Origin of the sequence: Megasphaera massiliensis, assembly GCF_000455225.1 — a bacterium.
GTDB lineage: Bacteria > Bacillota > Negativicutes > Veillonellales > Megasphaeraceae > Megasphaera > Megasphaera massiliensis.
Genome location: NZ_HF954535.1, coordinates 144,282 through 160,212, shown reverse-complemented (window position 1 = coordinate 160,212; position 15,931 = coordinate 144,282). Strand labels below are relative to the sequence as shown.

Sequence of the window (15,931 nt, the reverse complement as noted above, 5' to 3'; positions counted from 1 at the left end):
GCCTTTATTTTCTCACAATTTAGGCACAATTAAATATTGGTGTTTTACATCCATTTTTAATAATGGTATAGTAAAAGTAGTCTACTACTTAGGGAAAGGGCGGTCTTTCATGCAGAAACTTTTAGAAGACATTGGGAAGTTTACCATCCATGTCTTTGAACAAGTCGGTGTCATCGCCATCCTTTTTGCCCGGACGCTGCGCCAGCTTCCGAAGAATCAACGGCAGCTGATGTTCAACCAGATGGCTCATCTCGGCGTCAATTCCCTGCCTATCGTCAGTATGACACTGCTCTTTGCCGGTATGGTCATGACCTTACAGATCGTCGACATTCTCCTGCGCTACGGAGCACAGTCGACCTTAGGCGGCGTCATGTCCGTTGCTATGGGGCGTGAGTTGGGTCCTATCTTAACGGGCGTCGTCATGGCCGGCCGCGTCGGCGCTGCTATGACGGCAGAAATAGGGACCATGAAGGTTACCGAGCAAATCGACGCCCTGCGCTGCATGGCCGTCAATCCTATTGCTTATTTGGTCGTTCCTCGATTTATTGCCTGCGTCATCATGGTGCCGATGCTGGCTTTTTACGGCTATGTCATCGGGACGGCCGGCGGCTACGGCGTGGCGACCCTCGGGGCCGGTCTGACGCATTTTACGTATGTAAATTCGATTGAATTATTTACGAACATAAGCGATGTCGTCCTGGGCATGGTCAAAGCTATGTTTTTTGGCGGTATCATTGCCCTCGTTGCCTGCAATGAAGGCATGAATGCTCAAAGTGGTGCTGAAGGCGTCGGTCAGGCGACGACGAAATCCGTCGTGACATCGATCATCTTTATTTTTATCTGCAATTATATCTTATCCGTTTTATTATATTGAGGAGGATCATGATTCGTCTTCGCGATGTGACCGTCGCTTATGGCGATAAGGTCATACTGGACAACATTAATTTAGACATTCATCAGGGAGAGACCTTGGCCGTCCTCGGTGCCAGCGGTTCCGGCAAGAGTACGATCCTGCGCCTCATCATCGGTCTGCAAAAGCCGACAAGGGGCCATGTTTTCTTCCATGATACGGATATTACCACTTATGATGAAGACCAGCTGATGGAGGTTCGCCGTCACATGGGGATGGTTTTTCAGTATTCCGCCCTCTTCGATTCCATGACGGTTGGTGAAAACGTAGCCTTCGGCCTTCGTCAGCATACTCACGACGATGCGGCGACGCGGCAGCGAATCGTCAAGGAAAAACTCCATCTCGTCGGTCTCGATGGGATTGAAGATATGATGCCCAATGATTTATCCGGCGGTATGAAAAAACGCGTCAGTTTAGCCAGGGCCATTGCCCTCGACCCGCAGGTCATCCTCTATGATGAACCGACGGCCGGCCTCGATCCGCTGCGCTGCATGGATATCAATCGTCTGGTCGTCAGCATGCAAAAACAGATTCACGCCACCTCGGTCATCGTTACCCACGATATGGATTCGGCTTTTTTTGTCGCCGACCGGTTGGCTTATTTACAGGATGGGCGCTTTCGGCTCATTGCCGATAAAAAAAGTTTTGCCCAAACCGATGACGAAGACGTTCAACGCTTTATCCACGGCGGTCGTCTTCCGGAAGAAAGAGGGGATAGTCTATGAAGTGGAGCTCAGAAGCCAAAGTAGGTTTCGTCACCATCGTCGCTGTCCTCTTATTCAGCGGCGTCGTCATGGGCCTGGCCCATATCGAACTCTTTGGCAAGCCGGGCTTTGTCATCCATACCGAATTTAATGATGCCAACGGGCTGCAAAAAGGAAATTCTGTCCGCTACGTAGGCGTCCATGTCGGTAAGGTCGAAAAAGTAACGCCGTCGCGAAACGGCGTCGACGTGACCATGAAAATCGATAAGGGAACAGAAATTCCGAGGGACTCGAAAATCGTCATTACAACGGACGGTCTCTTAGGGGAGAAAATCGTTTCTATTTCTCCCGGTGCCGACCGCAGCCACCTCTTAGCTGACGGCGATTATATCGACGGCAAGCAGGGCAAGACCATGGACGATATGATGGACAGCGCCAGCAAACTCATGGGGAGCGCCGATGAGATGGTCAAGAGCCTCAATGCCGTTATCGGTGATGAAAAAACTCAGGCTGCCATGCGCGGTTCCATTCAAAATATCGATGCTATTACGGGCCGGACCAGTCAGATGCTCGATGCCAACGCGGCCAATGTTGAAGCGATTACGGCTAACATGGCGGCGGTGACGGCGCAAATGAATGCGTCTATGCAGCAGCTCGATGGTGACGGTGCGACCTCGGCCAATGCCCGGGAAACGGCGGCCAATATAAAATCGATTACCGATCGCTTTGAAAATATCGCCCAGTCTATGGAAAAGATGACGACTGACCCCAAGACCCAGGCCAATATCCAGACGACGCTCGATAATACGGCCCAGATAACGACCAAGGTCAATAAAATCCTTGGCGGTTCATCGGATATCAAAGTCGAAGGCGAAGGCGGACTCTTATATAACACGACGAAGAACGAAACGAGCGGCAATGTAAATTTTAGGGTGTACCGCGGCGATAGCTTTGGCTTGATCGGAGCTGAAAATATCGGTAACGGTACGAACCTCAACTTACAGTACGGCCGTCGTAACGGCATCTTTGATTTGAGGGCCGGATTGATCAACGGCGACCTCGGTATCGGTACTGATTTATTCCACGACGGGCCTTTTCGCCTGTCCCTTGAAGGGTACGATCCCGATGACTGGCGTTTTCGCTTAAAAGCCCAGTATCGGCTGACGTCGGATCTCTACCTTTTCAGCCAGTTCACGCGGCCCATGAGTCGTCGCGATGGCGGCAACTATTATGGTATTAATTATGCTTTTTAGCAAATTCTATATAAAGAAAACAGGGGGTACCCATGATGAACAACAAACTGTATAAGAAATTGGTCATCGCCATGATGATTACAACCATAAGCACAGTCGCCGTTGCGTCCGCTGACGATACGACGGCATCGGTCCGTCCTGTCGATCTGTCCCAGGCCGATGAAGTCCAGGCCCGGGCTAAAGCGGAAGATAAGGAAATCAAAGCCCAGCAGGCACAGCAGAAAAAGGCTGCTAAGGCCGAAGCGAAGGCACGTGCCAAAGCCAATGCCCAGACCGCGGATATTACGCCGGAAATGCGTGAAACACTGGCCCAAAAGATTGCCGATGATTCGGCGAAACTGGCTGAGAAAGAAGCGGCTAAACGGGCTAAGAAAAATGAAATCGATCCGGTCATCGTCGTCGGCCGCGTGCCGACGAACGGCGTCGTCGATTTGACCTTGCCCAGAACGGTTCAGATGGCCCTCGATTACAACCGCGATATCAAGAACTCCAAGTACTCCCTGCGCAAGGCAGAATATGCCATCGATGAAGCCAGAGCCGGCAGAGCCCCCGTCGTCGACTACACCTTCAGCGCTCAGCGTACGCGGGCTACGAACGCCAGCCTCGCTTCGTCCCGGAGCACAAATGCCATTTCCAATGCCTTTGGAAACTCCCTGGCTGTGACCATTCCTCTCTATACGGGCGGTAAGGTCGAAGGCAGTATTGACGTTGCCAAATTGGGTAAAGTCGATGCCCAGGAAGAAATCCTCCGTGTCGAACAGGCGACGAAATATTCGGCTGTTGAAGGCTACTATGCCCTCTTAGCCTATCAGGAATTACAAGGCGTCTATCAGGAGGCCGTTACCAATCTCCAGGGCCATTTAGATAACGTCCAGGCCCAGTACAACGTCGGCACGAAAGCCCGCGTCGACGTCTTGTCGTCTGCTGTTTCCCTGGCCAATGCCAAGACGACAGCCGTTACGGCCGAAAATAATGTGGCCATTTCCGAATCGAATTTAAATAATATCCTCGGCCTGCCGTTACAGACGCAGCTCAATCTGGCCGATCATCAACTGCCCTTTAATACTTACAACATTTCCCTTCAGGAAGCCACGGACTACGCCATGAGATACCGCCCGGAAGTCCTCCAGGCAGCCCTTGCGGTACAGCAGGCTGAACGAAACATCTCTATTGCCGACGCCGGCAATAAACCGACGGTTTCGGTTACCGGCGGCAATAGCTGGTCGGATAATAACTTCCCCGGCGTCGATTCCGACCGCCGCAGCTGGAATATCGGTGCCGGTGTAACCTACACCTTCTATGACGGCGGCGCGACTAAAGCCAAGGTCAACCAGGCTAAACAAGACCTCTTGGTTGCACGGGAAACGGAACAGGCCACGCGCGAATCGGTACAGCTCGCCGTCAAGCAGGCCTACCTCAATATTCGCAGTGCAGCGCAAAAGGTCGAAGAAACGCAGACCATTGTCGACCAGGCCCGCGAAAACTATCGTATCCAGAACATCCGCTATCAGGCAGGTGTCGGCATCAACCTGGACGTTCTTGATGCCCAGCTGAGCCTCAATGAAGCTCAGGTCAACCACATCCAGGCCCTGTACGACTACAACGTCGGCATTGCCAAACTTGAACAAGTCATGGGTGTCGACGTCGAATCAGGCGTCATCCATCCGTCTTTGAACGGAACAGGCGGTCAATATTAAGGGAAGAGGACGATGACAGGTTTTTAACAATTTTCGGAGAAACGTTCCGATTTGTCATCTATTTCTTGATTTTCCGCAATACCATAGGTAGAATAAAGAGAGAATTAGAACGTGTAATTCTCTCTTTTTTCGTATGTGGAGCTTGCTTATGAAGAAAAAATGGATTGCTGCCTGCGGTTTTTCCGCTTTTTTTCTATCTGCCGGCATTGCCTTGTGGATGGAAAAACCGGCTTTAACCCAAATGGCGAGCAATATGATTACGACAACTGCAAACAGTAAACTGAATGGAACCTTGGGGTTCTCTTCTCTTGATATATCTTTGACCGGCCAAGTGGTCTTGGCAAAACCGGTTATTAAAGATTCGCAGGGCCGCATCGTTTTCGAAGGCGAGGACGTCCGCATCTATGTCAATCCCGGTAAGATTGTAACGGCGTTAAAGCAAGGGGAAATCCTCCAGGCATTGGATACAGCCGACGTCAATGAACCGGTCCTTCATCTGTGGCAGAATCGAGACGGATCGTGGAATATCACGTCGATTTTGAAACCGACGGAAAGCAGCAGTGATTCCGGCTTTCGCGGCGTGATCCGTGTTCATGACGGTACGGTACGGGCGCTGTTGCCTGATAATACCCTCGTCGTCGGGAACGACGTTATGGCCAGTGTTTCCTTCGCCAAGTACCCGTCCATGGACATCGATGCCGATATGAATGTCGACGGACAGAAAATCACGGCTCATGGAAGGTATGCTTCCAGTCGGCAGTATGACTTTGTCGTCAATGCCGATGCCGTCGACGCCCGGTATGCGTCCTTCCTCATTCCGGCCTCAAACGACGTCGTCCTTCAGAACGGCACTGTCAAAAATGCCAAGGTCCGCGTTGCTGACAGTCACAAGGGCTTTTTCATGTCCGGTCAGGCCGATTTTGCGGACGGTAAATTGGATGTAAGCGGCGTTGCCATTGACGAATTAAAAGGCCATGCCGATCTTACGACCAACGACGTTACCCTGTCAGGTGTCGAGGGCTTGGCCAACGGTCAGGCCTTCCGCATCGACGGTAAGGTCGTAACCAATGGGGATGTTCCCGTTTTCAATCTCAACGTCGACGTACCCGGTGCGGATGTGACGGCTTTCGCAGGCTACATCCCGGAAGGAACCAGCGGGACGGCGGATTTTAAAGGTATTGTCTGGGGCTCGACAGAGGATGTCCGAGTGAAGGGAACTGCCGGTATTCATAACTTTGCCTATAACGGCTACACCGTCGATGAGGCTTCGGCTGACGTCAACTACAGCGGTCAGATGGTGACCGTCGATTCTCTGACGGCCCGGGCTTTTGGCGCCTACATCAAGGGGAAGGCCCAATATGATGTAAATACAGGTGCCTATGCCGCCGAAGCCGACGTAAGAGGCCTTGATTTGACGGCTGTCCCCGATATGCCGGTCGGGGTTATGGGCCTCGTTTCGGGCTCGTTCCGAGCTGGCGGAAACAGTAAGGATGGCTCTATCCTGGCGACGGGGACGGTACAGGCATCGAATCTTTCCTACAATGGACTGGCAGCGGACCGGGCTCAGGCCGATGTGACCTATGACGGCCATGTCGTCAACGTCAATCAAGGGCATGCCGATGTCGGCGGCGGCAGTCTTGATATCAGCGGCTCCTATGATGTCGATCAACAACGACCGCAATTTTCCTTTACAGCTCATGATATCCCCCTCGATATGGCTTCGCCGCTATTGTCTGTTCCTATGAGCGGGACCGCGGATGCTGCCGGACATATTGACGGACAAAATTGGGACTTGGCCTTCAGTGCCAAAGACGGCCAAATCAAAGGGATGCTCTTTGACAGCATTAACGGGTCGGCTCACGGTCAGGGAAAACAGATTGAAATTCCGGCCCTCTACTGGCGGCGCGGTGAAGGCCTGCACACCTTGACCGGCCGAGCGGATCTGGACAGCCGGACTGTCGACGCTTCGCTTACGACGTCCCATATTCGCGTGGAACAACTGCTGCCCCTTGTCGGCAAGGAAGATTTGCCGCTCACGGGCTGGGCCGATAATACGGTGACGATAAAGGGAACCCTTGACAATCCGTCGGCTGCCGGTTCCTTCCGACTGACCAGCGGTTCCTATGCCGGTTACTTGTATAAGAATATCAGTGCTGACTACCGCCTCAATCAGGGAACCGTCTATTTGTCGAACGGGGATATTTCGTCCTATACGGCTTCGGTAGCTCTGGAAGGTTCTATTGGTGATACGCTGGATCTCGATGTGACCGGGAAAAATATCGACGTTTCCCGACTGGCCCCGCAGAATCAGACGCCGCGCAGCGGTTCTTTTGATCTGACGGCGCATATTGGAGGAACTATGTCCGCTCCGACGGCATCCGGGGCTTTGAAGGCAGATAATTTGGTTATTAATCATATGGTCCTCAACGACGTCCATGGTGATTTTGCCTATTACGACAGCATACTGCGGCTGACCAATCTGCATTTCTCACAGCTCGACGGCAATTATGATGCCAATTTGATGTATAATACGAAAACCTCCTTTATTCGTGGCCAGGCGACGGTCGTCAACGGCGACATTGCCGGTTTGATTAAAGTGGCGGATATGCCGGTACAGGATATTACCGGGAAACTGAACGGTCAGATTGATATCAGCGGTACCAGTGACAATCCGACAGTCTCTATGAAGGGGAATATCAGCCAAGGTACTTTTGGCGGCGAAACCATCGATCCGTCTGACGTCGACGTCAGACTGGAACAAGGCATCGTCAATATCAATAAGCTGGCTCTTAAAATCGGAGACGGCACCTTAGCGGCCAAGGGTTCCTATGCCCTTCATGGCCCGGTGGCTTTATCGGTGGCAGCGAAACAGTTCCCGTCTAAGGCCTTGATGACTGTATTGGGCAAGACTGATTTCGTCGTCGATGCGCCCATCGATTTTGCCGCTGACCTCAGCGGGACCTCTGATGACCTTCAGGCCGACGTATCGGCTCAGCTTGGAAGCGGTACGGCCAATGGCATTTCCATCAGCGGTGCCTTTGCCCTGTTTAATATTCGTCGCGGCATGATTACGGTCCAGCAAGCCAGTGCCAGCCGCGACCCTTATAAAATCAGCGCCAAAGGGACGATTCCTGTCAGTGCCCTTTCCGGCGGTAAGACCGATGAGTCGATGGATGTCGACTTCCAGCTCTCGAATACGAGCCTCGATATCCTGACCTTCCTTACCCCTTATGTAACGGATGCCGACGGTCAGATACAAGGGGCCGTTAAGGTTAGCGGAACTCTGGCGGATCCGCAGGTTACCGGCGACGTTACCGTAAAAGACGGGACCATTAAGTTCAAGGATACGGTTTATCCGCTAAATGATATCAACGCCGATTTATCCTTCAAGGGACGCAGCGCCGTCCTCAGCGGCAGCGGCACTATGGATAAAAAAGGCAAGAAGGATCCCGGCAGTGTCAGTATCAGCGGCAATGCCTCGTGGAGCGGCCGCAGCCTCGATACGTACTCCTTATCGGCAGATTTTGCCAATCTCAATGTGGATAATCCTTACTATAATGGGCCCCTTACGGGGTATATCAACGTCACGCCCGGTGACGGACGACCGAAAATCGGCGGCCTTATCGATATCAACAACGCGACCATTGACGTCCCGCTGACCCTCAGCGAAAGCTCATCGACGCCTGATTTGGACCTCGACTTTACCTTATCCTTAGGCGACAAGGTCCGTCTTTATAACTCGGCTCTCTATGACCTCATGGTGACCGGCGCCGTTTCCTTTAAGGGCAGCCTGGAACATCCGAATCCGTCAGGCCGTTTTGAAGCTACGCGCGGTTCGGTTCACTACTTGGATACGAATTTCCGCGTTTCCAAGGCCATTGCCGACTTTTCACGCTACGACTCACTTCTGCCGTATATCGATGCCGAAGGTATCAGCCGCGTCGGCCAATATACGGTCATGCTGACCCTGCGCGGTCAGGCCGATAACATGGATCTCCTGCTTCGTTCGGATCCGCCGCTCACCAAGCCGCAGATCGTATCGCTCATTACCCTGCGCAATGGCAGCGGCCGCCCCCAGAGTTCCATCGGTGAAGATGATATGAGTTCCCTCCTCGGTTCGGGCATCCGCATGACGCTGAACAGCTTGGGTATTACTCAGAGCCTGGAAAAAGCCTTGTCCTTAGATATGCTGACCGTAACCAACGGGTCCCTCGACCTCAATGATAGAAATACGGATGTCGGCAACAACTACTACAATATTGAAATGGGCAAATACCTGTTCAATGACTTTATGGTCACAGCGGCCTTTGGCCTCAATCACGATGACAATCGTTTCGGTATCATGTATGATTTGGGCAGCCGCTTCAGTCTCAGTGCCTGGACATCGAGCGACAACAACTTTATCGGTGCCCTCTATAAATACAATTTCTAAATCTATCTTTTTATGTGCCTCATGGAAACGATGAAAGGAGGTGAAAGGCCATGCTGGAAGATTATTTGCAGGAACTGCAGAAGATAACCTTGTTGCAGCCGGAAGAAGAAGCTGCTTTGTGGCAGGCTTATAAAGAAGGTGGCGATGCCGGGGCCCGCAGCCGTCTTATCGAACAGTACCAGCCACTGGTATTTAAAGAAGCCATGCGCTGGAATATCCACACGGATCTTTTGCTCGATGCCCTGCAAGAAGGGACACTGGGGCTCATGGAAGCCGTTGAGCGCTATGACCACAGCCGCGGTGTGGCCTTTCCCTTATTTGCTGTTCATCGCATCCGCGGGGCTATCCTCGACTATTTAAAGCGGGAAGGGGCCGTCAGTGCCATGTCCCTCGATGCACCGGACGAACAGGGGATGACCCTGCAGGATACCTTGTGCGATGACAGAGAGGATCCGGTGGAAGCGGCGAGTCGCCAGTTCCTTTTTGAAAAAGTCAGCGGGGTATTGCAGCGCCTGCCTGAAAAAGAGCAGGCCGTCGTCGAAGGCGTCTATCTGAAAGATGTCGAGCAGAAGCATTTAGCGAAGGCCCTCGATATCAGTCTGCCTTACGTATACCGTCTGCAAAAGCGGGGCATCCGCAGGGTGAGGGGGATGCTCAGCCGCTTTATTCACGACAGCCGGGATTAAATTTTTTGTAATTTCGTAAATTTGGCCTGTTTTTAGGTGAAAAGAATTGGAAAATGCTGTAAAATATAGATTATGGCATATTTTTGCTTTCTTTTGCCGGTATAAACTCATATGGCCTCATCCGATATTATAAGCGTATTCGTTTATACAGAAAGGAGAAGGCTGTATGAAACGCTCCCAAAACGATACCCTTCACCGTGTTCGGGCTGTTCAGTCCTGGCTGGAAAAGGCGGAAGCATCTTTTGACAAAGAGTCCGATATCAAGGGCGAACTCAATTTGATGCTGGCCGAGGCGGAAATGAAGAATTTACGCCGACACCGTCCCGCCCATAAGCGCTTTTTGCGCCTTGGAGCCATCGTCACGGCCCTTTGTTTGGTGACGGGCGGCTGGTATCTTTTCCATCAGCCGCGGCAGACTGACTTGCCGCGGTCGGTAGAAGCATCCGTTTATGGAGAACGGCCAAAGCATGAATCAGGCGATACTGCGGACAGCGCAGCCCCGCCGGCTGCAGTTTCCAAAGAAGCTGCCGGAAAGTCCGGCACGGATCAGGAAACGCAGCTCTCTGTTCAATCCTTGCCGCAAACGTCGATGGCAGCAACTCCTGCTGTTGTCGAAGAACTGGCTGAACAGCCGTCCGCTCCGGCTGCAGGCGACCAGCAAACGGCATCGCCCGCTGTGCGGGAAGAAAAGGCAGTCCTGTCGGACAGCCAATTACAAGCTACTGTACAAGAAGCGCGTCATACCCTACGCGGTACCGGTATGGCGAAATAACTAATGGAGGATTTTTATGAATATGCGGAAGAAGAAACTGCTCGCGCTGATGGTAACCAGCGCGATAATGACTTGCCCCGTCTGGGCAGAGGATACGACGGCGACGACCGGGTATGAAGCGTCGACTACCGGAACGGTTACGACTTCAGGCTCGGCGGCAGCACCGACGGATGATGACAAGAAAACAGCGGTCAATGCTGTCGTAACTTCGCCGAATGATGAGTCTAAAGAAGAAGCGATCCAAGCTGCTAAATCAGGCCTTACGGGTTATGAAACGGAAGATGAACTGGCTTCCATTGCAGCCGGGAGAAGTCCTGAAGCCGTTCAGCAGGAAGCGGAAGAAGCGGCTCGCAAGGCTGAAGAAGCCAGAAATCCCGAACCTGTCGATACGACACCGCAGATTTCCGGTGAAAAAGTTACTTATATGAGCGGGACCAGCGATATGCAGTTCGATACTTCCATTCCCGGATATCCCATGGCGGTCATCCAACCCGGACAGGACGTATCCCTGCCCTACGGTGAAGCCGTAACCGATGCCGAACTGAAGCCTTATGTCGATAAGGTCGCAACGTCTGTTTCGGTCAGCCCCGTACCGGAACCGCAGATTGAACAGAACATCCTGCCTCGTCTGGCCATGCGCGTCGGCGATGCCATCAACATGGACTACATTCGTCATGACCTCAATGTCATCGGGGCGACGGGTTTATTTTCAACGGTTAAACCGGCCTTTACCAACGTCCCTGAAGGCGTTGTCCTGAACTATACCGTTCAAATGAATCCTGTCGTTAAGAAAATCGACATCGTCGGCAACGAATCGATCAGCACCGGCGATTTGATGAAACTTGTCGCTACGACGCCGGGCACGACCCTCAATACGGCCGTCGTCAGCCATGACGTTGCCAATATCAATACGGCCTTTGCCAATGCCGGCTATATGATGAGTCACGTATCTGATGTCCGTTTGGACGACGAAGGGACCCTCCATATTGCGATTACCGAAGCCCGCATTGAAAATATCAACCTCCGCGGCAATACGAAGACTCGGAATAACGTCATCATGCGTGAACTGCGCATGAAGAAGGGCGATATCTTCAATAAAAATGCGGCTAGCCGCAGTATTCAGCGTGTTTATAATACGGGCTATTTTGAAGACGTCAACGTCCGCCTCCTCCAGGGCCAGAAAAATGCCCAGAACGTCATCGTTGAAATCGACGTTACCGAACAGAAGACGGGGTCCGTTACCATCGGTGCCGGCTACTCCGATTCGGACGGCTTAGTCGGTATTCTCGGCCTCAGTGAAACGAACCTTCGCGGTACCGGTGATAAGGTCAATATCAGCTGGGAATTCGGCGGTAATACGGATTCCAATAAGAACTATATCTTCTCCTATACCCATCCGTACCTCAATGATGCCGGAGACTCCATCGGCTTCAGCCTCTTTGACCGCGAATCGGAATACGAAGACTATAATGAAAAGGGCGACTCCGTTGCCGACTATGACCGCCGGACCAACGGCTTCAACGTTACCTACGGCCGTGTCCGCAGTGAATACGTCAGCGACTATGTCACCTTAGAAACGAAGAAAACGAAATATACCGACTATAATAGCGGGGCTGACTATCAGTCCTGGGTTGATGGGACGGGCGACTACTATGGTTATTGGGGCGGCAGTGCCGATGCCTATCGCAATTATTTAAAGAATAACTTCGGCCGGACCAATAGCATGACCTGGTCTCACGTTTTCGATAACCGCGATAACGTCTACGATCCGACGAAGGGGAAACGCTTGGCCTTCACCGGTGTTTGGGCCGGTCACGGCATGGGCGGTGACTTCGACTACTTCAAGTTCATTGCAGAAAACCGCCTCTATTATAAAGTCGGCCGGGCTCACGTCATTGCCGTTCGTCTCATGGGCGGTATTGCCACCGGCGACATGCCCTACAACGACCTCTTTACCTTGGGCGGTGCCGATACGCTGCGCGGCTATGAAGACGATGAATTCCGCGGCAACAAAATGTATGAAGCGACCATTGAATATCGTTACCCCATTGCTAAAAAAATCCAGGGCGTCGTCTTTACCGACGTGGGTAATGCCTGGGGCGGCGTAGAAAACATTCCTTGGTATAAAGAAAATAATAAGATTCACTATTCCGGCGGTATCGGCTTCCGTATTACGACGCCGATCGGCCCGATTCGTTTAGACTACGGTATCGGCAGCGAAGGCGGCAAGTTCCACTTCAGCTTTGGCGGCAAGTTCTAGGGTCGTGAAAGGTCGTGGATGATGAGAATCCGCACTTGTTTATTGACTGTCTTTACTGTCTGTGCTAGTCTTAGTAGTGTTGCCGCTGCCTCCGTAGAACAGGTGGCGGTACACCTGTCTTCTGTCCAAGAGGCAATCCCTCCCTTGGTCCAGAGACGGATTGCTGCCAGTATTCAGACTGTCGGCAATCATGTATTTCTCAATCAGGACAGCGAAGACATTGCCGGCCGCTCTGAGGAATACGAGCGAATCGTCAACGATATCATCAATCGCGTCCTCATCGGCTATACCGTAGAGTCTATCGCCATCAACCCGGGGAGCCGGACCGACCTCGATGTCCGTATCCGGCCTTGGGGCGATACGATCCGCAAGGTGAACCTGACCGTCGATTACGGGGCTTTGCCGGAAATGGGACGCCAGATGGTTGATAAAGACCTCAGCGGTGCCGGTGACATGGTGGAAAACCTGCTCATCGGTCTGCCCGTCGATGCCCTCGATTGGGCCAATGGTGCCGTCAAATCGGTCATGGAAACGGAATTGGAAACGAGAGTTCCCGAGTTTTATCCGCATATCGTGATTCGCGGCGGTCAGGAAACGGACGTGACGGTCTATATGATGCCTAAACTTCCGGTCGTTCGCAACGTTCGCGTAGCCATTAAAGGAGAAGATGTGCCTAAGGTCATCTTTCTCAGCGCTCGGAACAATCTGGAGCATACCTATGCCGGTTTGGAAGGGTTGCCGGTCGCTTTCGTCCGTCGTCATGAACCGGACGTTATGGCGGATCTTTCCGGTGATGTGAAGCGCCAATGGGTCGTCAAGCACTACGGGCTCCAGGTGACACCGACCCTTTCTGTCGATGAAAATACGACGATCTATGTCACACCGAAAACGGATTTTTATGACATCCGCGGCGGTGCCTATCTCGATGTGGGCCGCAGGAACAGTGATGACGATGATACCGTTCTCATGGCCCATCTGGGCCGGAAACTCGGCAGTCACCACGAAGTGTACGGCGAGGTCAAATTTATGCCTTCGCAGCTTGAGTGGAATATCATTCCCGGGTACTTCTACCGTTTTACGGCCGGTACCGAGATGGGCTATCAGTTTGAAAGCCTCGACGACAGCCATCACCTGTGGTTTCGGCAGCCCCTTGGCAGCTGTTGGGCCCTGCGGTATGACCGCGATATGACGCATACCGAAAATGAAATAGGTCTTCAGTATCGTGTGGACGATTACGTCGGCTTAGAGTATGTCGTATCCGACCATGATCATTGGCTTCGAATCATAGGTTATTTGTAAGATAAAGGAGATTTTCTATTATGATGTCTGAAATGGGTAAGAAACGCAATATTAAAATTTTCTCGGCAGTCATTGCCGCTATCTTTGTATTCAGTATCGCCGGTCTTGCTATCATGCAGACGGGCAATCCGGTAAATGCAGCGCCTTCGAGCAATATCGGCGTCGTCGATACCAGCAAAATCATTACGCCGGATAACCAGGATGCCGTTGAAGTACAGAAACAGCTCCAGCAGGCCGAAGCAGATATGCAGAAACAGTTTGAACAGCAGTCGGCCAACATGGATGATCAGCAGAAACAGGAACTCTTCCAGAAGATGCAGGGCGAACTGACTACGAAACGTCAGGAACTCTTTAAAGGCCTGAAAGATAAGGTTGATACGGCTGTCGGTAATGTAGCCCAGACGAAAGGCCTCAGCCTGGTTGTTGAAAAGAGCGTCGTTCTCTATGGCGGCACGGATATTACCGATCAGGTTACGAAAGAACTGAACCAGAATTCGAGTGCTTCCTCCAGCAGCACCAGCAACAATCAGTAAGGAGTTCTTATGAAACGGATATATGCGGCAGCCGGTGCCGTGGTTCTCTTCGTTTGCCTCTTGGCCGGCTGGTGGTTTTTCAACCATCGGGATCAATCCGTGCCAGCGGCAGCAGCGACGCCGGTCTATGCCTATGCAGACTTGGAACACGTCGTCATGAGCCATCCGCGCTACAGCGAGTATCACCGGTTAGAACTGGAATACAATGCCATGGTTGCCCAATATCAGTTTGAACAATGGAATTATTCCCGTAAGGCTCAAGCCGAAGGCGTGTCGATGCAGCAGTTTGCGGCTGTCGATGCAGCCGGTACGGCGGCTCTCAATCAGGAATTACAGGCTAAAGTCGCCATCAAGCAGGACGAGCTCAACAACCGTTTAAAACAGCAGTATGACGCCCTCGTCGAAGAAAAGAAAAAGACGACACCGGTCATATCAGATGCCGATGCCTTAAAAATCGTCAATCTCCAGCTGAAGCTGAAGACCTTAGACCTTTCAAAAGAAGAGCGGGCAGCGACGGAAGAACAGCTGCAAGCCCTCTTGAGAGGCAGTAATGCAGAGGTGTTGGTGACTGGCAGTACGGCCAATGAAATCGCTGCGGCTATGGAGCCCTACAAGGCTCAGGCTAAGAAGGAACTCGAAGACTATGCCCAGCAGGTCAAGACCGACCTTGAAGGGCGCAAACTTCAGAGTCAAGCGGTTTTCCAACAGCAAATGGGGGAACTGAAAAATCGGCCCGAACCGGCTGTGTGGAATAAAGAGTGGAAAGATAAGCTCGATGCAAAAGAAAAAGAAATGAACGATGTGAAAGAAGCCATCATGGCAGATATCCGTGATAAGGCGGCTGCCGTTGCTCAGGAACAGGGCATCGACATGATCTTTTCCGACTATGAAGGTGTCGGTACAGCCGCCGATGTGACTGATGATATCATTGCCAAATTGGCATAACAGGAGGCTTTTAGGAATGAAAAAAGTTTGGAAGCGCTTTGGAATCGTCGCCGTCATGGTAGCCCTTACAGGGGCTCTTGCCGGCTGCGGCGGTAAAGATAATGTAGGTGTTGTCGATATGTCGCGCATACAGAAAGAAGCGCCCCTTGTTCAGCAATATAAGCAGAAGACGGAAGATAAGCAGAAGGCTATCGATAAAGAACTGCAGGATGCGAAACAGACCATGTCTGCTGAAGATTTTCAGAAGAAGCAGCAGCAGGCTCAGCAGGAACTCAATATTTTCGGCGCCAGCATGCAGCGTCAATTCATGTCGGATCTTGAAAGCCGGTTAGGTGATATCGCTAAGGATAAAAACGTCGGCATCATCGTCATGAAAGAAGCCGTTCCTTCCGGTGGCATCGATGTTACCGATGATCTTATTGCCAAAATGCAGTAAAAAG

The 15,931-nt window shown here is 51.9% G+C and carries 12 protein-coding genes; all 12 read left to right on the top strand.

Going from position 1 to position 15,931, the window contains the following annotated elements:
- Positions 1 to 109: 109 nt before the first annotated feature.
- Positions 110 to 874, top strand: coding sequence for an MlaE family ABC transporter permease (locus TX77_RS02680; RefSeq protein WP_044503276.1), 765 nt, complete (start codon positions 110 to 112; stop codon positions 872 to 874).
- Between the two features lie 8 nt (positions 875 to 882).
- Positions 883 to 1,635, top strand: a complete 753-nt coding sequence (locus tag TX77_RS02675; RefSeq protein WP_044503275.1) for an ABC transporter ATP-binding protein — start codon at positions 883 to 885, stop codon at positions 1,633 to 1,635.
- Complete coding sequence (locus TX77_RS02670; protein ID WP_044503274.1) at positions 1,632 to 2,867, top strand: MlaD family protein; 1,236 nt, start codon at positions 1,632 to 1,634, stop codon at positions 2,865 to 2,867. Before TX77_RS02675 ends, TX77_RS02670 begins: the two co-directional genes overlap by 4 nt.
- Positions 2,868 to 2,899: 32 nt before the next feature.
- Positions 2,900 to 4,564 carry a TolC family protein gene (locus tag TX77_RS02660; protein WP_230198009.1) on the top strand — a complete coding sequence of 555 codons (1,665 nt, stop codon included), beginning with the start codon at positions 2,900 to 2,902 and terminating at the stop codon, positions 4,562 to 4,564.
- A gap of 148 nt (positions 4,565 to 4,712) precedes the next feature.
- Positions 4,713 to 8,996, top strand: a complete 4,284-nt coding sequence (locus tag TX77_RS02655) for a translocation/assembly module TamB domain-containing protein (RefSeq protein ID WP_044503272.1) — start codon at positions 4,713 to 4,715, stop codon at positions 8,994 to 8,996.
- A 50-nt stretch (positions 8,997 to 9,046) separates the two neighbouring features.
- On the top strand, positions 9,047 to 9,682 hold the full coding sequence (locus TX77_RS02650; RefSeq protein WP_044503271.1) for a sigma-70 family RNA polymerase sigma factor: 636 nt from the start codon (positions 9,047 to 9,049) through the stop codon (positions 9,680 to 9,682).
- A gap of 166 nt (positions 9,683 to 9,848) precedes the next feature.
- On the top strand, positions 9,849 to 10,454 hold the full coding sequence (locus TX77_RS02645) for a hypothetical protein (RefSeq protein WP_044503270.1): 606 nt from the start codon (positions 9,849 to 9,851) through the stop codon (positions 10,452 to 10,454).
- Positions 10,455 to 10,470: 16 nt separating this feature from the next.
- Positions 10,471 to 12,714 (top strand): BamA/OMP85 family outer membrane protein, encoded by a 2,244-nt coding sequence (locus TX77_RS02640; protein ID WP_044503269.1) that lies wholly within the window; start codon positions 10,471 to 10,473, stop codon positions 12,712 to 12,714.
- 18 nt (positions 12,715 to 12,732) lie between these two features.
- Positions 12,733 to 14,013: a hypothetical protein gene (locus tag TX77_RS02635; protein WP_230198008.1), complete on the top strand. Its 1,281-nt coding sequence runs from the start codon at positions 12,733 to 12,735 to the stop codon at positions 14,011 to 14,013.
- 20 nt (positions 14,014 to 14,033) lie between these two features.
- Positions 14,034 to 14,546: an OmpH/Skp family outer membrane protein gene (locus tag TX77_RS02630; RefSeq protein ID WP_044503267.1), complete on the top strand. Its 513-nt coding sequence runs from the start codon at positions 14,034 to 14,036 to the stop codon at positions 14,544 to 14,546.
- A gap of 9 nt (positions 14,547 to 14,555) precedes the next feature.
- Complete coding sequence (locus tag TX77_RS02625; protein ID WP_044503266.1) at positions 14,556 to 15,491, top strand: OmpH/Skp family outer membrane protein; 936 nt, start codon at positions 14,556 to 14,558, stop codon at positions 15,489 to 15,491.
- 16 nt (positions 15,492 to 15,507) lie between these two features.
- Complete coding sequence (locus TX77_RS02620) at positions 15,508 to 15,927, top strand: OmpH/Skp family outer membrane protein (RefSeq protein ID WP_044503265.1); 420 nt, start codon at positions 15,508 to 15,510, stop codon at positions 15,925 to 15,927.
- Positions 15,928 to 15,931 lie beyond the last annotated feature (4 nt).